The organism is Streptomyces naganishii JCM 4654, assembly GCF_014650575.1.
GTDB lineage: Bacteria > Actinomycetota > Actinomycetes > Streptomycetales > Streptomycetaceae > Streptomyces > Streptomyces naganishii.
Genome location: NZ_BMVF01000008.1, coordinates 59,331 through 78,712, shown reverse-complemented (window position 1 = coordinate 78,712; position 19,382 = coordinate 59,331). Strand labels below are relative to the sequence as shown.

Genomic DNA, 19,382 nt, shown 5'->3' with positions numbered 1-19,382 from the left:
GCTTGTGATGGCGTGGTGACCTGCCACTTTTGTGTGGTGGCATGACCAGTCACGGACGGGGTGGGTGCGTGCTGTGGCGGCACCCACCCCACCCCGCCCCGCCCATTGGCGGCCTCAGACCTCGATGGCCTTGAGGACCTCGTCGCCGTAGTAGTTGACAACCTTGACCGCGATTCGGCCTGACTCGGGCTTGGGGAAGGGACGCGACCTCGTGGTGAAGAGGGTGGCCAGCGCCTCCTCGTCGATCTGTCCCTTGAGTGCCTTGCCGAGCCGCTCGTACGGGTTAAGTCCTGTGGACTTCCCGTTCTCTCCCGAGAAGTAGACGTGGCGCACGATAAAGGCTTCGGCGTCGTAGTCCGTGTCGATAGACCACATCATGATGTCGTCCGGGCCCTCGGCGCGGACGTCACCCGTCGTCGGGTTGTAGATGTCAAGTCCCTTGATTTCGGCGACGAGTTGGCCGTCGTCCGCCTCGGTCACCTCGATGTCGGGCTCACCGAAGACGGTGAACAGGTTACCCGTGCCGGTGTTGGCCAGTTCGTCACCCATAGCGAGGTCCGGGTTCATGCGGACGTTAAGCACGGTCATCTTGCCGACGTGCCGCTCTTGGATGACAGAGAACTCGCCCCTCTCCTCGTTGATCTCGTTGGTCGCCTCGGTGGCGTTAGCGTCGAAGGCGAAACCGAGAATGAGTAGGAGGTCGATCTTGCCGAACCGGAGCGACTCACGGGCCGCGTTCTTGATGAAGAGTGAGTCGACGGTTCCATACTCGGGGCCGAGCGCGATGCCCACGCGGGCCGGTGTGCCCTCCTCAGCGTCCTTGCGGATGCCGACGGCGGTCAGTATGCGGCCGGAGACCGGCTCGACCGACTCGAACTGCAGCCGCTCGTTTCGGTACCCGTTCTGTACGCCGGCCTTTTTGACGTGCTCCAGAATCGTCTCCTCGTACGAGGCGCCGGACGGCATCATCTCGGCGGCCTTCTCAGAGGCGGGGACCTCCTGGTCGAAGGAGACGGAGCGGTGCGGCGACAGGGATTCGACGGTGAAGGCTCCGGCAACCCGTACGGCCTTCTTGTTCTCGTAGGGGCGGTCGTACAGGGTCTCGTACTCGGCGTGCTTGTTGATCGCCTTGTCGATCTGCTCGCGGGTCATCCCCTCCTTGATGTCAGGGTTGTTCGCGATCGACTTCAGCGTAATGTGCGGGACGCGCTCGTAGACGAAGCCGCGACGGATGTCGTGGTTCGAGGGCGAACGGTCGAGCGGCTGTTGGCTTAGTTCGGCTTCCTTGGCCCTTCCTTCCGGGGAGTCGGCGAGGAGGTAGGCCGAGTACTTGGCGCCCATGAGACGGTGCCTGGCGAGGGTGACGGCGACGCGGGAGGAGTCGATGGTGATCCAGCGGCGGCCCCACTGTTCAGCGACATAGGCGGTTGTGCCAGATCCACAGGTGGGGTCGAGGGTTAGATCACCAGGGTCAGTGGCCATGAGCATGCAGCGTTCGACGACCTTGGTGTTGGTCTGAACGACGTAAATCTTATCCATGCCACTACCGGACTGGGTGTCTTCCCATAGATTATTGATCGGATAGGCCGGGAAATCGTCCAGGTAACGCAGGTAGTTGAGTGACCGTCCTGTTGCGACCAAGCGGTTCGCTGCTTTGAGGCGGCTCATTCCCACTTCGTTCGTTTTCCAACGAACCTTGATCGAGGGAAGAAACTCCTGGCCGTTGAAGATCACCGGAAACCAGCTTGCCGCACCCTCACCCTTTTCCCGGCCAACGGAGTCGCTTGTGAGTGGAGAAGGGCGGAAGAATCTAGCTCCCGTAGGTGCGAGAGATGAGTCTTCCCTCTCCTCCTTGGTGGCACGACGGCGTCTCCCGTCGGGAAGCTCAAGTTGATTGTAGGCAGATGCGCCTTCGCCCCCAACTGACTTCAGCTTATAGATTTGACGATATTTAAGGAGTGAGCGGTCTTTTGCATACCAAATCACGTAATCGGAAACGCTGGCTAGGAAATCACCCGTCCCCGTAGAGGTTTTCTTTACGGTGATCAGTGTTACGAAGTTTTCGACTCCGAACACTTCATCTAGAAGTGTACGGGCAAGGTGAACATTCTCGTCACCGATTTGCAGGAAGACCGATCCGGACTCCGTCAGTAGGTCTCGTGCTGCAAGGAGGCGATCCCGAAGGTACGCAAGATATGAGTGAATGCCCAAGTCCCACGTATCCCTGAACGCCTTGAGCTGCTCTACTTCCCGCGTCGCTGAAGCGAGATTCCCGTCCTTGACATCACGTGATCGGGCTGACACCTGCCAGTTCGAATTGAACTTGATCCCATACGGCGGATCGATGTACACCATCTGGACCTTTCCTCGCAGATTCTCTCGCTCTGCAAGGCTCGCCATCACCTGGAGCGAGTCGCCCAGGATCATGCGGTTGGTCCAGTTCATCTGGTGTTTATACCATTCGATCTTCTCCAGCTCATCCGGGATGCCGTCATCGAAGAAGTCGGTACCGAAGAGTGACAATGCCTCCTCGGTACCATCGTCTTCCCCGTCATTCTGTCGCCTCTTCGTCTCGTCCATGAGCTGCTTGACGAGATACCGCGGCTCGATCAACTCCTGGCGGAAGATCGGCGGCGCCGGGACCTCCAAGTCCTGTGCGTCCTGCTCGTCTTTGCCCTTCCACACGAGCTGAGGGTCGAGTGAGGGGTCACGCGGGTATAGCAGTGTCTTCCACTGCTCGACGTCTTCCGTGACAAGGTCGATGGCGTCCGCCGTAGGGTTGTTCACTCTTTTGTCCTCATGGCTTATAGCCTGCACGGCCTTAGTGCGGTTCGCGGCGGTCTTCGCGTTGTCTCTGCGGGGAGCGGCCATCGTCCTTACTTCCCTTCCTCGTCGTTGCCGTCGTGCCGCCGCTGCTCGGCCTCCGCCTCGCGCGCCGCGCTAAACAGGTCGTCCCAGGGGTAGTCGTCGTCGCCCCAGTCCGCATCGTCATCGTCGCTCTTGAGCCTCTCCACGCTCTTGAGCCCGTCCTCGTGCAAGCCCGTAACGGCACCGTCACCGTACAGCGCCTCGATCGCAGCGCTCAGCCCGGACTTGAACGTAGTCGGGTCCTGCGACAGCTCGACGTAGCCCCACTTCCCGAATCCGTCGTGGTTGTTGACGGCCGCGCACCACATGCGCGCGGTTTCCGCCTTCATGGCTCGCTTGCCGGCTGACTTTCGAGAACCCGATACCTCCACGATGAGGTGACGCTGCTGATCCTCTCCGTCGCGCCGCTTCAGCCGGACGATGAAGTCAGGCAGGTACCGGTGCGTGCGCCCGGCGAAGAGATACGGGATCGCGAACTCCAGGTGGTCGTTCTTGACGTACGACTCCACGCTTTTACTGGCGTCGAGCAGCCTCGCCAAAGTCTGCTCCCAGGTGTTGCCGCCTATCCCGTCGAGGACGACGTAGTTCACCGGTGACTTGTCGGGTTCCGCCTCGTAGACCGCCTTGGTCGTGTAAAAGTTCACTTCGTCCGTGGAACCCTCCGGTGTGTACCGCGCGAAGATGGGCACCACCTTGGACGAGTTGTTGCCCTCTTGGCGGTTCAGCGCAGCGAAGAACTGCTGAGCAGCGCGCAGTTGTTCCTCGGAGACCTTGGAGATGATCACCAAGTCTCGCTGGTTTTCCGTTCCGACGCAGTGCGTGATCCAGTCCTTAGCGAGCCTCACCAGGTTCGGGAACATCCACGGCTTGCGTCCCTGTTTCGGATCCTCCAAGAGTTCCAGAGCCAGCTTGGCCACCTGGAAGGCGACTTGTTGGAGGCGGACGCCCTGGCCGTCGACCAGTGTGTGTGTGGCACTCTTCCCGATGAGACCTTCCAGCTCGGCCCGCGTCGCCACCTGGTCGTTCACCTTGAACGGCTCCGCCTGAGTGAAGTCCGCGTAGAAGCGCGCCTCCTCGACCTCCACGCGGTACCCCTCCAGGCGCGGGAAGGTGATGCGCAGCTCCTCCCGGTCCTTCATGGCTCGGACGTGCTTCGGTTCCGGGCGGGGCTTGGTCTTCAGCTCACGGTTCGGGTCGGTCTGAATGAACTGGAAGGGGATGCCGTACACGTCCGCGTACTCCGGCTCCAGCAGCCCCTCGTCGTTCACCGCATACGAGATGCGGCGAAGGCCACGGCCCACCACCTGCTCGCACAGCAGGTGGCTGCCGAAGGCCCGGACTCCCAAGATGTGGGTGACCGTGTTGGCGTCCCAGCCCTCCGTCAGCATGGACACGGACACAACACACCGGACGTCCTGCCCGAGTCTGCCCTTCTTGCCGACGGTGTTCAGAACCTCGCGAAGCAGGTCGGCATCCGTCAGCGCCTCCACATCACGGTCCGGGAATCGGGTGCGGTACTCCTCCTTGAACGCCTCCAGCTCCTCGGCCGCCGCAGCCTTGAACTGGGCGTCCAACTGGGGGTTGTCGGACTCCAACTGCGCCGAGTCGACCAGGATGGTGCGCGGCACGGGATAACGGCGGCCCTGCTCGTCGTAATTGGAGAAGAGGTCCAGCATGCCCCTCTTGCCGAGGCCGTCAGTATCCGGCAGCTCGTGCCCGGCGATCTGGTCGTACACCCACTTCGATACCGTCGTGTTGTTGCAGACGACGATGAACACCGGCGGAGTGGAGCCGGTGCCCCGGGTCTCCTCCTCCCAGCGTGCGAAGGCCTCCGCATAGTTCCGGTACAGGCTGTGGGCTGCCCCATCCAGGACGGCCGGCAGCGTCTTGTCCGCGAGCGTCTCCGGCTTCTGGGAACGCTTCGGCATCTCGTCCCTGATGTGCTCCCACAGGTTCAGGTACGAGACTTCCTTGTGCTTCGCGTCGTCGTCCACCGGTACGCGCGGGATCTTGACCAGGCCCGATTCGATGGCGTCCAGGAGCCCGAAGTCGCTGACCACCCAGGGGAAAAGGGTGCCCTCCGGGTAGCCTGAGCCGTTCAGGTAGAAGGGAGTCGCGGAGAGGTCGTAGACCGCCTTGATGCCGGTCTTGCGCATGATGTGGTTCAGGCCGTCGAACCACTGGCGCGCGTGCTTGTTCTCCTCCTCGGCCTGCTTCTTCTCCTCCCCCTTCAGGTCGTCGACGGTGACGGCCCCCTCCAGGGCGGCCCCGCGGGTCTGGTAGCAATGGTGCGCCTCGTCATTGATGACGATGATCTCGCCCTTGCTTCCGCCCAGATCACGCAGCACCCGGTTGACCATCATGTCGGGATTCTCGACGAAGGGGTCGCTCTTCGACTTGGCCAGCAGCAGCTTCTTGGTCTTGGACGCGAGGCCCTGGCCCTCCCGCGTCGTCTTGAGCATAAACGCGTGGTAGTTGGTGATCGCCACCTGCGCCTGGCCGAGCGCACCCCACAGGTCCGCCGGGACGATGTCCCGTTCCTTGTAGTAGTTGTTCGGATCGGAGGGCATCAGGACCCGCAGCCGATCCCGGATGGTCACACCGGGCGCGACCAGGAGATAGCGCTTGGCGAACCGAGGGTCCTTTGGGCTGGCGACCTTGTTAAGGGTGTTCCAAGCGATGAGCATCGCCATCACGACGGTCTTGCCCGCGCCCGTCGCCATCTTCAGGGCGACCCTGGGCAGCCCCGCATTGTGGTCCTGGTTGGTCTCTTCCAGGTGGGTCTTGATCCACGGCCTGCCGAGTTTCGTGCCCACCTCCGTCAGGTATATGGCGGTTTCCACCGCTTCAACCTGAGCGAAGAACAGCTTCCGTTCCCGGGCCGGGTCGGTCCAGTACTCCAGGAGACGGCGGGTCGTCGGCGTGATGTTGGGGTATCCCGCGGTGCGCCAGCGGGCGACCTCGTTGCGGATGTTACCGATGACGTCCTGGCCCTTACGCTCCTCCAGGATGCCGTCGAAAAACAGCTCGTGCTGGACGCCGGCCGACGTCTTGCGTCCCTTCCGGGCGCGCGGGACGGGCATCCAGGTCTCGCTTGGACGACGCCCAGGGACCCGCTCACCGGTCGGCTGGCCCCGCTCGTCCAGTTCCCAGTGCCAGGCCGGCTCCGCGTACGGCGAATTGATGATCGGGTTCTCGATCACTGCTGCCATGCTCTAGATATCTCCCTCACGCCACGTCTGCGTGGACGGTACAGCCTGTCGCCAACATTGACCCCATTCGTGCAGGATCACGCTGGTGGTCCCCAGTGCTCATCCCGATTTTGGCGCCCTCTGACCACTTGCTGCGCCCGTCCGGGAACCTCAGCGGCACGTCCCAGTCGGTCGTACAGTTCGCGCATCGGCCTAGAGGAGACGCTACGGGGTGAGGCTGGGCGCTTTGGTTGCTGTATCCGGCTGCTGTATAGCAGGATCCTGGCGGGGATCGCTGGAGTGGGATTTACTCACATTCCCGCTGGTCGGCAGAGGTGAGGCGGCCGTGGCCGCGGTGCGCTCTGCCGCGGTGGTTCCCATGAGGCCTGGACGGGACGAGGTCTGCTAAGTCGCTCGCCCTTGTCTATGGACGTTGACTGTGGACAGCGCCGCCGGGGCATCGAGAGCATGAACTGGCATACGCCTCGGAGGCTGCTCAGCTGGCATCAGCAACGGGTCCGTGTGGGGCGAATCAGGGCTGCCGATGGCGCCTAAACGTTCCGGTTGTTCGTCACCGAAGGCGGCAGCGAGCTGATCGCGTGCCCCGGAGTGCGGCGGACCCGCGCTCGAACCCCCGACCGACGACAGTCAGCCACGACGGCGGGTGCGTCGGCCGAACAGGCGCGCGTATGTCTCGCTGCACCCCTACCGGCCTCAGCCAAGGTGCAGTGCGTCGACGGGAGCAAGGCGCGCCGGCCGGATCGTGGCTCGACTGCTCTCCGCGTCCCTGTGGACACGCCAAGTTGTATTTCCGGTTGTCGTTTGGGTTTCTGCTCAGGTAGATTGCAGGTATGGGGCAACGCAAGATCTACTCGAACGCGCCGCTGGCGCTGACCGTCGTGGAGCTACGCCACACAGCCACGCCACCGCTCAGTGAGGCAGACCAGGCAGTCCTAAAAAAGCTGCTCGCGGACACCTTCCCGCTAGCCCGTCCGGCTGCCAGAGCCCTGAATGTCACGCTTGCGCCCGGGGTCGCTCCAACGACGGAGCAAACATTCGACCCCCGCTACATGACCCGCGACACCACTACTGCGGTCACTTTCCGTGCAGACGCCATCGCGGTGGAGACCACCACCTACAAGCGTCGGAGCGTCCTACGAGAGATTCTGCACCGCGCTGTCGACGCACGGCAGCACGTAGCTCCTGCTGATGGCATCGCCCGACTGGGTATTCGCTACATCAATGAGATCCGCGCGGACATCGAGGGTCCAGCGGACTGGTCAAAGTGGATTTCGCCTGCCCTCACTAGCGTCTCCGGCCTACGCGTAGACGAGGGAAGCCATACGCAAGCTTGGCAGGGGATGGCCTCCTTCGGGGATCAGCAGCGTGGCATTGTGCTCCGTCACGGCAATCTTGACGGGTATGCCGTGGCCCCCGGAGGCGAGCTGAGGCGCCCCACCCCCCCGCCTGGCCCCTTTTACCTCCTGGACCTCGACAGTTACTGGGTCCCGGCCAACGAGATGCCCCCCCTCGACTGGGCCAACATCGAGCCGCACTACGACAAGGCCGCGCTGAGTGCCTACGGTCTCTTCGAGCAGCTCATCACCGACGAATACCGCGAGGAGGTCCTGCGTGAACAGCCTGAGCAGTGAGACCCACCGCCCCGTCCAGGGTGCAACTCGGCCGACCGCCAACCTCGCTAAGCCATCAGAACCCACCGCTACGGTCGCCAGCCAGCTCAGCGAGCTGACGGAAGAGACTGGCTCGCTACGCAGCCAGGCCAGGTACATCGCCGAGACGTCGACCGAGCTGCACCAGCGAGCCTCCTTTGAGGACTGGCAGTACCGCGTCAACCAGCGTGGACGACTCGCGCCGAAGACGCTGCTCGAGGAGCTGGCAGACCTTGGCTTCGCCTGGCGCGACGTCGCTCGCATGATCGGGGTAAGTGTTCCCGCCGTACAGAAGTGGCGCCGAGCCGGTGGCGTTACTGGCGAGAACCGCCGGCGACTCGCCAGCATCCTCGCTCTCTGCGATGTGGTCACTGAGCGATACATGGTTCAAGACGTCGCATCGTGGTTCGAAATGCCGATCTCCTCGCTGGCACCCATCACGCCCGTCGACCTCTATACCGAGGGCCAGCACGACCTCGTCCTGGAGCACGCAAGCGGGCACAGTGACAGCGAGCAGATCCTGACCGCGTATGACCCCGACTGGCGGGACCGGTTCCGCTCTGCGTTCGAGGTCTACCGCGACGTCGATGGCGAAATGTCCATTCGCCCCAAGGATGCGTGATACGTGCCGCACGATATGGAGAAGCCTGAGCGCTCGGAAGACCTCTACCGAGCGCTCGGCAACGAGGTGAACCCTGCACGCCCGATTCTTACGGGTGATGTCTTCGAGAGCGTTCCCGTCCTTGACCTCGATGGCACCACGACGATACGCACGGTCATGATCTTGGATCACCCCTGCTCTCTTCGTGCTGACGGGGTCAAGTTGACACGGCGTCTCCTCACGGCCGAGGTCAGGCGTACGACGCAGGGCAGCTGGAGACAGGGCTACTACAACAGAATGTGGCTACCTGCGCCCTTCCCGGCCGCCGACGGCAAGACGAACCCATGCGCGGCCTTCTTCGACTCCTGCTTCCATGTCTCACCCGAGCAGCTTGAGTCTGGCAATCGAATTGCCTGCTTCAACCCGCTTGGTATCAACCTCATGCTGCAGCGCAGGGTCAAACACTTCAGTCGTGTGACCGTGCAAACCTATAAGTTCCAGGAAGCCAACCTCGGCGTCTACGAAGAGGCGGACGTGATCGAGGAGTGGTGCATGGAGCGGGAAGACGACGGCCTCAAACTTGATGAAGCCTCAGCAGAGTGCACCAGGTGGCTGAGAGAGAAGACTGGCGCCCAAATGCGCCAAGATCTGCTCAAGGACTCCCAACAGCGCAGCATCGTGCGCCAACAGATGCGAAGCGCACTCAAGGAGCTACGTAAGCAGAGCAAGCCCTGACGCGGCCATGACGTACCCCTCCTCTGGCTTCAGGTGGCTGATTGCTGTGCGCGCGGCACGGGCGCCGGTCGGGCTGGAGCGGGGCGGAGACAGGAGCGCAGGCCCGGCCGGGGGCCGGGCCGCGCGCGGGGAGCGGAGCGAGCCGCCTTGAACCCGTGAAGAAGGTTGTTACTCAGTCGGATGCTTGGGGCGCCTGGTCTTTGAAGTCGTAGGCGCAGACTGGTAGTTCAGCGCTCTGGCGATGTGCGAGCGGCAGGAAAATCACTGGTCGGATCGTCCATGTGATGCGGCACTGCTCGTGGGTGACTGACACCGTGCTGGGCTTGGAGCGCAAGAGGGCTCGTCTGGTCTCGATGCGGCCGTCGTACAGCCACTCCCATGCTGCGTCCGATGCGTCCGCGTCGAGAGCCGGGGAGATGGTGCGGAGCGCGACTGAGATCCATCGGTCTGCTTGGGGCGCTGTGTAGGCATCGAAGGATGCCAACAGCGCCGGCCACTGCTGCTCGGTGAGATCTTCTGTCCAGCACTCGCACCAGTAGCCGCGGCGAAGACCTTGCATCAGCACAGGTGTCCTCCTTGGTGGCCGTCTGCGCGGAGCTCCGCGGTGACCGTGCGGCCGGAGTCGTCGCCCTGGACCGTGACGTTGTCGGCGAGGGCGGCCACCATGCCGAGTCCGCGGCCGTGAGTGGCGTTGAGAGGCGGATGCTGGATCTCCGGGGTGCTGCTGGCGTGGCCGGAGTCGGTCACCGCGATCGTGGTAGTGAGCTCGGAGACGGTGAGCGTGACGTGGAAAGCGCCGGCGCCGCGTCCGCTAGCCGTGTAGGTGAGGGCGTTGGTGCCGAGTTCCGTCACGATCAGCGCGGCGTCGTCGGAGCGGGGATGGCCATTCAGCGCGGCGTGGATCCAGTTGCGCGCGCTGCGGAGCGCTCGGGGGTCCCCCGGGAACGTGCGTTGGTGGGTGCGCATGGCGTCCTCCATGGCGATGACCTGCTGCTTCTGTGTCTGCCAGATCGACTGGCTGACACGGACCACACAGAGCCGTACAATTAGTACTAGCACCGTACCGAATGTGCGCGTACGGGGAGTGCGGGTTCGTACTTTTCGTGCGGCCGGGTGGGCACATAGCGTTCGCCGCATGGTCTGGTGCTGACCTGATGCCGAGGGAGGAAGGACTCCGCATGTTCGGGCTGTTTGTGCGCTTCACGTGCAAGGACGACGCGGCGGCGGCTGCGTTCGATGACCTGGTGGCGCGGACAGGGGAGCTGATCCGGGCGAACGAACCCGGCACGGTGGTCTACGCCGTGCACCGCGTTGACGGGCGTCCGCTGGAGCGCGTGTTCTACGAGCTCTACCGGGACAAGGAGGCTTTCGAAGAACACGAGTCGAAGGCCTACGTGCGCGCCTTCCTCTCTCAGCGGGATCAGTACCTGTCCGCCGTCGAGGTGGACCGCTTGGACTTCGTGTCCGGCAAGGGCGTGGACGTTGAGCACTGAGTACCAGAAGGCGCTTGGTCGCAAGATCGCCTTCAACCGCAAACGCCGGGGGCTGTCGCAGAAGGAGTTCGCCGGCCTGCTGGGACGCTCGGAAGCCTGGGTCTCCCAGGTCGAGCGGGGCGTACGGCGCATCGACCGAATGACCGTGCTCGAGAAGGTCGCCGACGTCCTGGAAGTCCCGATCGCTGAGCTGGCGGCAGAGGCACCGCTCGTCGCGTCGGTGGCCGAAGGAGAGCCGCCTGGTGCGAGCCGTCTGCGGCTGGTGCTGAGCGCGGCTCACTCACTCAAAGCGGTCCTCGGTCGGAAGGACGTTTCCCCTGACGTGCCGGCACTGCGCGCGGAAGTCGACCGCGCCTGGTCGCTCACCCACGAGGGGAACTACGCCGACCTGGCCGAACTGCTCGAAGGGCTGGTGCCCCGGCTGGAGGCGGCTACCCGGTCGGTCTCCGAGTCGGAACGGCCCGAGCTGTTCCGGCTCCTGGCGGTCATGTACCACACGTGTAGTGGCGCTCTGGCGAACATGGGCGAGCCGGAAGCTGCCTGGATCGCCGTAGACCGGGCCGTGGTAGCTGCCGAGCGGGCGAATGATCCGCTGCTGATGGCGGCCGGCGAGTTCCGTCTGTCGCTGGTCTTCCTGGGCGCGCGTCAATTTGATCAGGCGGCCCAGGTGTCCGGGAGCGCGGCTGATGCGTTGCGGCCCCTGGCCGAGTCCGGGCAGGTTGAGGCAGTCGCCCTGCGGGGTGCGCTTACCTTGCAACGCGCTGTGGCCGCGGCTCGGTTGAACCTTGCCGATGACGCTTACGGTTACCTCCGTGAGGCCCGCGAGTTGGGTGACCAGGTCGGTGACGGGCGCAACGACTACAACACCGAGTTCGGGCCCACCAACGTCGCCTTGCATGAGGTGGCCGTCGCGGTGGACCTGGGGGACGCCGGAGTCGCCCTGCGGGCTGCGCAGACCGTTGACGCCTCTGGGCTGTCGGCGGAACGGCAGACACGCTTCCAGATCGACCTTGCCAGGGCGTATGCCCAGCGACGCCAAGTCGCTGACGCCGTTTCAGCGCTGCTGGCGGCCCGTGGGCTGTCACCGGAGCTGGTGCGAGCGTTGCCGATGGTGAAGCAACTTATCGCCGACCTGCTGACCATGAGCCAGCCGCCCTCTGAGGAACTGCGCGCCCTGGCAGGAGAGCTAGGCGTACACGAAGTACGGACTGGTACCTGAAGTACTAGACAGTACTTCGAGTACGGGTTACTGTGGTTGTTGTCGGCACGCCCCTTCGCGTCCAGCGGAGTTGGTGATGCGGGCATGCGAACGCGCCGGAGCAGGAAGGCAGACCTGCGCCGGCACGTGAGCGGAAAGGGCCACAGAAAGCAGATGTGGCCTGAGCGGGAGGCAGCCCACTCAGGCCGGGTGCGTCGTTGGCATCAACGCTCTTGGAGCGTATCGCGCCCAGTCGGTATGCGGTCAACCTCCCGTTGCGTAGTCATTCCTCACTAATTGCACCGCCGTGCATGCGTGCGGTGCGGCGCAAGGGAGATCAGTTCTGTGCGTGTAATCCGTGTGGAGACCTCGTCGGCCACCGTCCTGCTGACCGAGGCACCGGAACCGAAGATCCGGGACAGGCAGACCGGGGAGATCGCGAAGGACGCCAACAGCGGCGAAGCGCTGATGACGATCGGCGTCGTCTACATCGAGGATGGCGAGTCCTCGTTGATCAAGGTCACGGTTCCGGAAAGCGGCGTCACCGAAGGTCTGACGCTGGGCGCTCCGGTCTCGCTGGTGGGCCTGGTGGCACGGCCTTGGGAGAGTGTGTTCAACGGCCAGCAGCGACACGGCATCGCCTTCCGTGCCGCTGCGGTCGCGCCGGCCGCCTTCCCGGCCGCCGTCGGGGCATCGGCCTGATGTCGGACTGGATGACACTGCTGGAGGTGGGTGGTCCCCTCGCCGCGTTCGGCGGCGGGGCCGCCTACACCCGGGCTCGTCACCCGGGCGTCTACTGGTCCACGTTCGGACTGCCGTTATCGACGGTCCGGCTCCTGGGCTCGTACGGCTCCGTCATGGAGGCGTGCGGCCTGACGGTGCAGCCTTCCCGGCTGCGTGCTTTCGCCGTCAGGGCGACGACTCGACGTGAGGTCCGGCCGGTTCCCCCGCGTCGGGGCATCATCCGGCCCACCTCGACCGGCCTGCGGCTTCGGCTGCGCCTCGCTCCTGGGCAGGAACCGGCGGATGTCGCCGCCTCAGCTGAGCGGCTGCGGCATGCCTGGGGCGTCCACGCCGTGTACGTGAAGGACGTGAAGCCCGGAGTGGTGGAGCTGCGGCTCGTCGGCTTCGACGTGCTGCGCGACGTCCGGATGCTAAGGAAAGCAGAAGGCGGGCATCTCAAAGTGCCGGTGGCGCTGAGGGAGGACGCGACGGCCTTCGTACGGGATTATCGCGCCGTCCCACATCAGCTAACGCTCGGCGCAACGCTCTCGGGCAAGTCGATGTACTTGCGGCACCTGGTGACCGGACTGGCGCGGCAACCGGTCGCCCTGGTCGGCATCGACTGCAAGCGCGGTGTAGAGCTGGCGCCGTTTGCCGCTCGTCTGTCGGCGCTCGCGACCGACCCGGAGCAGGCGGCCGAACTCCTGCCCGTGCTCATCAAGGAGATGGAGGATCGGTACGACCTGATCAAGACCCGGCAAGGCATCGCTCCCGGCACTCCCGCTGAGGACATCACCTCGGACATCTGGGGTCTGCCCGAAAGCGAGCGTCCGGTGCCGGTCGTGCTCTTCGTGGACGAGGTGGCGGAACTCTTCCTCGTCGCCACGAAGAAGGACGAGGAACGACGCGATGAGATGGTCACCCAGCTCATCCGCCTCGCCCAGCTCGGCCGGGCCGCGGGGATCTACCTGGAAGTCTGCGGGCAGCGCTTCGGCGCCGAGCTGGGCAAGGGCGCAACCATGCTCCGCGCCCAACTGACCGGCCGCGTCTGTCATCGCGTCAACGACGAGGCCTCCGCCAAGATGGCGCTCGGCGACATCGCGCCCGAAGCCGTCATGGCCGCCTGTGCCATCGCTCCCGAGCGGCCGGGCCTGGCCGTGGCCGGCGCCACCTCGGGCGGCTGGTCCCGCATCCGTCCGCCGTACCTCTCCCTTGGCGACGCGGCCCGCATCTGCCAAGAGTCGGCGCACCTCACACCCGAGCTGGCCGCATTGGAACCGTTCCGGCCCGAACTCCCGGCCGGTCCGGTTGTGACCCCGGCACCGTGCGTCCGACCGGTCCCGGTCACCGACTGACCCTCTCATCTGCTTAGTCCTCGGTCGGCGTGACTTCTCGCGCCACGTCCCTACCCCGTCATGCCCGATTCCGGAAGGAGCCGCGTCATGCGTGCTCACCTGGCCCGTGTCGACGCGGTCCTCGTCCAAGCGCTCATCGCGGCGGCGCTGTCCTTCGCCCACCTGCACGATGTCGCCTCGGCCGCTGGGCAAGCCGGGTGGAAGGCATGGGCCTACCCAGTCTCAGTCGACCTCCTGCTCGTCGCCGCTTGGCGCCGACTGCGGTTCGGCGACGCGAAAGCATCCGGGTGGTGCTGGTTCGTGATCGCCCTCGCCGCCTCGCTCGGCGCCAACGTGGCCACCGCCGGTCTGCTCAACCTGCACCAGGTGCCGGCCTGGCTGCGCATCCTCGTCGCCGGATGGCCCGCGGTCGCCTTCCTCGGCGGGACGCTGCTCGCCCACACCACACACGAAACGGCCGAAGAGTCCACACCGGCTGCTCCGGAGCCGACCGCGACGGCCCCGGAGCCCGAACAACGACCGGCCGTCGCCCCTCGCCCGGTACCGGTCCCGGCCGCGCTCGTCGCTCACGCCCGCAAGGTCGCCGACGAACACCACGCCCGGACCGGATCGGCCATCGACACCTCAACCCTTCGCGCTCGGCTCGGCATCCCGGCACCACTGGCCGAAGCCATCGCCGCACAACTCTGAGAGGAGCACTCATGCCTGCCAACCGCCGATTCCGCCGAGTCATCCGCATCGGTCCCGTCCAGGTCGGCACGTACTACGACGGCCGGGGCCGCGAGAAGCACGCCGCCGTCTGCACAGCCCCGCGCTGCGGCTTCTCGGCCGACTACGACAGCCGCGCCGCCGCCGAACTGGCTGCCCGCACCCATCGCTGCCACGTCCGCTGATCCGCCCAGGGAGCTCCCGTGACCGTCTCGCTGCCGCTCGTCTTCGTCCTGGGCGTCATCGCTTGGGCCGCGATCAAGTTTCTCGGCGTCCGGCTTTGGGTCGCCGTCGTGATCGCGCTGTTCGGCTTCTTCCTCTCGCACACCTTCCTCGCTCCCGCCATCGAATCCGGCACCCGTTCCGGGGTCGGCGTCGTAAATGGCACCCACAAGTGACAAGGAGGTCCGCTGTGCTCCGCCCCAGACTGCCCGACGTCCCGACTCTGCCGACGACAACCGTCACGCCTCAGCAGACGCAGGCTCCGGCCTTCTTCGCCGGCCGCACGGTCGCTCCGTACGTGGGCGTCGGTATCGGCGCGGTCGCCGCCGTGGTCGTCGTCGGCATCGTGCTCACCGCGCTCCTGGCGGCGGTCGCCGTCTCGGCCATGTCCGTGGCCGTCGCCGCCGTGGTCCTGCGGTCCCTCCTCAGCAGCGCGAACAAGCGCTGACCGGCCACCGGGGCGGCAACAAGCCGCCAAGCATCCCGCCGCCCGGGGCCGTCCCTTCCAACCGTCAGAACAGCCGAAAGGAACTGCCATCATCACCCGGCAGACTCCGCCCCCGCTAGCGGAACTCTCCATGCTGGCCTCCCTCGGCACCATGCCCGAGCTGGCTCACCAACTGTCCGGACTGGGCGGCTGCACCCACCCCGTCCGCCTCGACGGCCACCGCACCGAGTACGCCGCGGACCAGACGACCGGCGAGATCGGCCGCGTCCTGCACCACCTGGACTCCTCGGCCCTGCCCGCCGGTCAGCTCCTCGTCCGCTGCAACAACCGCCGGGCCACCCGGTGCGCGGCCTGCGCCGAGACCTACCGTCGCGACACCTACCACCTGATCACCGCCGGACTCCGCGGTGGCAAAGGCACCCCGGAGAGGGTCGGCACACACCCGCGCGTCTTTGCCACCTTCACCGCCCCGAGCTTCGGCCCGGTCCACAACCGACCCTCTGGCGGCCGGAACTGCCGTTGCGGCGTCCGGCACGAGGAAGGAGACGCCGTCCTGGGGACGCCACTCGACCCGGACACCTACGACTATGAAGCGGCCGTGCTGTGGAACGCTCATGCTGGGGCGTTGTGGCGGCGTTTCTCGATCTATCTCCGCCGCGAGGTCGCCAAGCGGGCCGGCCTCACTCAGCGAGCATTCCGGCACCACGCCCGGATCTCCTTCGCGAAGGTGGCCGAGTACCAGAAGAGGGGTGCTGTTCACTTCCACGCAGTGATCCGCCTCGACGGCCCCGAGGGTGGTGACTCCGCTCCTCCCTCCTGGGCCACCGCCGAGCTGCTGACCGATGCCGTTCGGGCAGCTGCAACCACGGCGCGTGCCGGCGGGCCGGTGGTCGACGGGCGGCCCCATACTTTCGTCTTCGGCCGTCAGCTCGACGTCCGCACGATCCGCTCCGCCGACTTCGACGACGGCCAGGAGCTGACCGAGCGGGCCGTAGCGGCGTACATCGCCAAGTACGCCACCAAGGGAGCAGAGACCGCGACCGGCACCCTGGACCGGCCTATCAAGTTCCTCGCCGAGCTGGCACAGGTCCAGATCAGCGAACACGCCCGGCGGATGATCCGCACCGCTTGGACCCTGGGCGCCCGTGCCGAACTGGCAGAGCTCCGCCTGCGGGCCTGGGCTCACATGCTTGGCTTCCGCGGTCACTTCTCCACGAAGTCCCGCCGCTACTCCACCACCCTGGGCGCCCTACGCGATGCTCGCGCCGACTGGCGCCGGGCCCAAGCCGCGTCGCCCGTTTCGCAGGACGGTGAGACCACTCTCGTCCTCGCGCACTGGGTCTTCGCCGGCACCGGCCTGTCGAGCGCCGAAGCCTGGCTTGCCGAGTCTCTCGAGCCCGCCCCCGGAACGGAAGGAGAACCGACATGGACGCCCGCCGCGACGAACTGATGACCGTTCGCCAAGTCCTGGCCGAGCTGGGCGGCGTTTCCCGACGGACGTTTTACCGCTGGCGCGAGCTGGGACAGGGGCCGGCCGCGTTCAAGCTCCCCAACGGCGAGCTTCGGGTCTGGCGTAGTGACTTCGCCTCGTGGCTCCGGCAACTGGAGGAGGCTGCGTGAAATCTCTCGACGTCAAGGTCTGGGGCGTACGTAAGCGGGACACCAAGACACCTTCTTACGGAGTGCGCTGGTCTGTCGCGGGCAACGTCTTCTCGGACTCGTTCCGAACCAAGGCGCTCGCTGATCACTACCGAGCGAAGCTCATGAGCGCCATGCGAGGTGGTGAAGAATTCGACACGGAGAGTGGTCTCCCGGGCTCGATGGAACAGAAGAAGTCGCCGCTGTCCTGGTACGACTTCGCCCTCAGGTACCTCGCGATGAAATGGCCCCATGCTGCGCCGAATACGCGCGACGGCATCAACGAATCTCTTACCAGCGTGACCATGGAACTCCTCCTGGAGCGGCCAGGGCGGCCGTCCGACGAGGAGATCCGTAAGGCCTTACGCAACTGGGCCTTCGTGCTGCCAGGGCCCAACGAGCAGGAGGTCCCGGATAACGTCCGGAACGTTCTGCACTGGGTGGCAAAGGCCTGCCGACCGCTTGCGGATCTCGCTGAACCGGCAACTGCCCGTGCGGTGCTCGACGGGCTGAAGCTGAAGCTCGACGGCACCGCGGCAGCGGCTGAGACCGTGCAGCGGAAGCGGCGGACCCTCGTCAACGCCGCGAACTACGCGATTGACTTGGGGGAGCTCCGTGAGAATCCGATCACGGCGGTTCGCTGGCAGAAGCCGAAGGTCTCGAATCAGGTCGATCCTCGCGTCGTCGCCAATCCGGAGCAGGCACGCAACCTCCTGGCGGCGGTGTCCTACGTGGGCGGCTACCGGCGTGCTCGCGGCCGGCGCCTCGTCGGGCTCTTCGCGGCGATGTACTTCGGCGGCCTCCGGCCCGCTGAGGCGGTCGGCCTGGTTGAGACTGACCTCGTCCTCCCCGAGCAGGGTTGGGGGTCGGCGCTGCTCCACCGAACCCGTCCTTCGGTCGGCAAGCAGTGGACCGACTCGGGGGAGACCCACGACGACCGCGGGCTCAAGAATCGCCCGGCTGAGGACGTTCGGCGTGTGCCCATCCCGCCCCAGCTCGTCGCCGTGCTGCGCGAGCACCTGGCCACGTTCGGCACGGCGGAGGATGGGCGGCTCTTCTTCAGTGAGAAGGGTTCGGTTGTCCCGTCCTCGACCTACTACCGGGTGTGGCAGGAGGCTCGGCTCCTGGCGCTTCCGCCGGCTGTCGTGGCCTCGCCGCTCGCGAGTAGGCCGTACGACCTTCGGCACTCGGCGCTGTCGACGTGGCTCAATGCGGGCGTGGATCCCACCGAGATTGCCGAGCGCGCTGGCAACAGCGTTGAGGTCCTGCTGACCCGGTACGCGAAGTGCCTCGACGGACGGCAGGACGTGGCCAACCGGCGCATCGAGGATCTGCTCCGCGAGTACGAGTAAGACAAGCTGCACCCACACTGAGGCCTCAGGCATGGCGCCTGGGGCCTCCCTCGTCTTCTGCCCTACCTGTGGCGATGCTTCGTTCGGAACGAGCGAGCTGAGCCGCGCTGCTTGCTCTGCGGTCTTGTGGCCGCGTCTCGCTTGCTGCTGGCATGTTGGCAACGTCAAATGCGGTAGCACAGGGGGGCCTTGTGGAGTTGCACGTCACGCGCTGGAAGCGGTACGGGCATGACCGTCTGTACGCCAACCTGGCCGATGGCACCGCGGTCGGTTGGGCGGACGTTACGACAGGGGACATCACGGTCTTGCGGGCCGAGCATCGCGACGACGTGGTCGCCGTACTCACGAAGCACTTACAGAACCTCACCGAGCCTGTCTCGTCGGGCAGGGCGCCGGAGAGTCAGGCGCGTCTGGTGCTGCCACCTCTGACGCCGGCCGACGACCTGGCCGTCAACCCTCCTGGGCGGTCCCTGCGGGACCTGCTTGACGAATCCGGCCCGGGGCTGATGGAGCGAGTCGTCTCACGGCTTCTGCAGCGGCCCTCGGAATGGGACCGCTGGAGGGCGGGATTGGCGGGGGAGCGGCGAGTGGGAGCGGAGCTGAACCGCTTGGGGCGCCACGGTTGGCGCGTCCTGCACTCTATCCCCTTGGCCAATGAAGTGGATATCGATCACTTATTGATCGGGTCTGGTGGGGTGTTCAGCATCAATACGAAGCACCACGACAAGAAGGCTGTATGGGTCGGGGACGATTCCGTGAAAGTCGATCACGGGAAACCAGCACCCTACGCACGTAAGAGCCGGGCGGAGGCCAAGCGTGTCACCCGAGTGCTTGAGCGCTATTGCGACTTCCCGGTGCCGGTGGAGCCGGTGCTCGTCTTCGTCGGTGTCACCGAGCTGAAGGTGGTCGCTACGCAGCTCGATGTCCGGGTGTACCAGGAGCGCCAGTTGTCTGCCCTCGCTCCGCTCTCAGGCGTTCTCACGGCCGACCAGGTGGAGCAGTTGTACAGCGTTGCTCGCCATCGTCAGGCTTGGAGCCACGCCTGATTTTGTGGACAGCGGCTAGCGGGCGATGTCTTAGAACGGCTAGCACAATGAGGTGTATAACTCCGCCGTGCCTGACAGGCCAGTTGGACGTTGTCCGGGCCACGGGTACTTCGCCGTGGATCATGTCGGATGAG

Annotated in this window: 19 protein-coding genes; 15 read left to right on the top strand and 4 right to left on the bottom strand. The window is 65.4% G+C overall.

Annotation, left to right across the window (positions count from 1 at the left end; translation table 11 throughout):
* Positions 1-114 precede the first annotated feature (114 nt).
* Positions 115-2,871, bottom strand: a complete 2,757-nt coding sequence (locus IE217_RS16595) for a site-specific DNA-methyltransferase (protein ID WP_190178646.1) — start codon at positions 2,869-2,871, stop codon at positions 115-117.
* A gap of 5 nt (positions 2,872-2,876) precedes the next feature.
* On the bottom strand, positions 2,877-6,080 hold the full coding sequence (locus IE217_RS16590) for a BPTD_3080 family restriction endonuclease (RefSeq protein ID WP_229865343.1): 3,204 nt from the start codon (positions 6,078-6,080) through the stop codon (positions 2,877-2,879).
* Between the two features lie 830 nt (positions 6,081-6,910).
* Here IE217_RS16590 and IE217_RS16585 point away from each other — a divergent pair.
* From IE217_RS16585 to IE217_RS16575, 3 genes are read left to right on the top strand one after another with little or no spacing between them, the layout of a single operon-like run.
* Positions 6,911-7,711 (top strand): TIGR04255 family protein, encoded by an 801-nt coding sequence (locus IE217_RS16585; RefSeq protein WP_190178645.1) that lies wholly within the window; start codon positions 6,911-6,913, stop codon positions 7,709-7,711.
* Positions 7,692-8,351 carry a hypothetical protein gene (locus IE217_RS16580; RefSeq protein ID WP_229865341.1) on the top strand — a complete coding sequence of 220 codons (660 nt, stop codon included), beginning with the start codon at positions 7,692-7,694 and terminating at the stop codon, positions 8,349-8,351. The genes IE217_RS16585 and IE217_RS16580 overlap by 20 nt, the downstream gene beginning before the upstream one ends.
* A 3-nt stretch (positions 8,352-8,354) precedes the next feature.
* Positions 8,355-9,065: a hypothetical protein gene (locus IE217_RS16575; RefSeq protein WP_190178644.1), complete on the top strand. Its 711-nt coding sequence runs from the start codon at positions 8,355-8,357 to the stop codon at positions 9,063-9,065.
* A 172-nt stretch (positions 9,066-9,237) separates the two neighbouring features.
* Here IE217_RS16575 and IE217_RS16570 read toward each other — a convergent pair whose 3' ends face one another.
* Both IE217_RS16570 and IE217_RS16565 read right to left on the bottom strand, forming a co-directional pair.
* Positions 9,238-9,624, bottom strand: coding sequence for a hypothetical protein (locus IE217_RS16570; RefSeq protein ID WP_190178844.1), 387 nt, complete (start codon positions 9,622-9,624; stop codon positions 9,238-9,240).
* On the bottom strand, positions 9,624-10,097 hold the full coding sequence (locus IE217_RS16565) for an ATP-binding protein (protein ID WP_229865339.1): 474 nt from the start codon (positions 10,095-10,097) through the stop codon (positions 9,624-9,626). Before IE217_RS16565 ends, IE217_RS16570 begins: the two co-directional genes overlap by 1 nt.
* A 146-nt stretch (positions 10,098-10,243) precedes the next feature.
* Here IE217_RS16565 and IE217_RS16560 point away from each other — a divergent pair, with 146 nt between their 5' ends.
* From IE217_RS16560 to IE217_RS16505, 12 genes are all read left to right on the top strand, one after another.
* A complete protein-coding gene (locus tag IE217_RS16560; RefSeq protein ID WP_190178643.1) occupies positions 10,244-10,558 on the top strand; it encodes a putative quinol monooxygenase in 315 nt (104 codons plus the stop codon).
* Complete coding sequence (locus IE217_RS16555) at positions 10,548-11,777, top strand: helix-turn-helix domain-containing protein (protein WP_190178642.1); 1,230 nt, start codon at positions 10,548-10,550, stop codon at positions 11,775-11,777. Before IE217_RS16560 ends, IE217_RS16555 begins: the two co-directional genes overlap by 11 nt.
* Before the next feature lie 324 nt (positions 11,778-12,101).
* Positions 12,102-12,458: an SCO3933 family regulatory protein gene (locus IE217_RS16550; RefSeq protein ID WP_190178641.1), complete on the top strand. Its 357-nt coding sequence runs from the start codon at positions 12,102-12,104 to the stop codon at positions 12,456-12,458.
* A complete protein-coding gene (locus IE217_RS16545) occupies positions 12,458-13,834 on the top strand; it encodes an FtsK/SpoIIIE domain-containing protein (RefSeq protein ID WP_190178640.1) in 1,377 nt (458 codons plus the stop codon). The genes IE217_RS16550 and IE217_RS16545 overlap by 1 nt, the downstream gene beginning before the upstream one ends.
* Before the next feature lie 87 nt (positions 13,835-13,921).
* Positions 13,922-14,524, top strand: coding sequence for a DUF2637 domain-containing protein (locus IE217_RS16540; protein ID WP_190178639.1), 603 nt, complete (start codon positions 13,922-13,924; stop codon positions 14,522-14,524).
* Between the two features lie 11 nt (positions 14,525-14,535).
* Positions 14,536-14,727, top strand: coding sequence for a mobile element transfer protein (locus IE217_RS16535; RefSeq protein ID WP_190178638.1), 192 nt, complete (start codon positions 14,536-14,538; stop codon positions 14,725-14,727).
* Between the two features lie 18 nt (positions 14,728-14,745).
* On the top strand, positions 14,746-14,940 hold the full coding sequence (locus IE217_RS16530; RefSeq protein WP_190178637.1) for a hypothetical protein: 195 nt from the start codon (positions 14,746-14,748) through the stop codon (positions 14,938-14,940).
* Between the two features lie 14 nt (positions 14,941-14,954).
* Positions 14,955-15,212, top strand: coding sequence for a SpdD protein (locus tag IE217_RS16525; protein ID WP_190178636.1), 258 nt, complete (start codon positions 14,955-14,957; stop codon positions 15,210-15,212).
* Between the two features lie 130 nt (positions 15,213-15,342).
* Positions 15,343-16,662, top strand: a complete 1,320-nt coding sequence (locus tag IE217_RS16520) for a replication initiator (protein WP_190178635.1) — start codon at positions 15,343-15,345, stop codon at positions 16,660-16,662.
* Positions 16,638-16,832: a helix-turn-helix transcriptional regulator gene (locus tag IE217_RS16515; protein WP_125214118.1), complete on the top strand. Its 195-nt coding sequence runs from the start codon at positions 16,638-16,640 to the stop codon at positions 16,830-16,832. The genes IE217_RS16520 and IE217_RS16515 overlap by 25 nt, the downstream gene beginning before the upstream one ends.
* Positions 16,829-18,202 (top strand): tyrosine-type recombinase/integrase, encoded by a 1,374-nt coding sequence (locus IE217_RS16510; protein ID WP_190178634.1) that lies wholly within the window; start codon positions 16,829-16,831, stop codon positions 18,200-18,202. Before IE217_RS16515 ends, IE217_RS16510 begins: the two co-directional genes overlap by 4 nt.
* A 191-nt stretch (positions 18,203-18,393) precedes the next feature.
* Positions 18,394-19,248 carry a nuclease-related domain-containing protein gene (locus tag IE217_RS16505; protein WP_229865338.1) on the top strand — a complete coding sequence of 285 codons (855 nt, stop codon included), beginning with the start codon at positions 18,394-18,396 and terminating at the stop codon, positions 19,246-19,248.
* Positions 19,249-19,382: the final 134 nt, after the last annotated feature.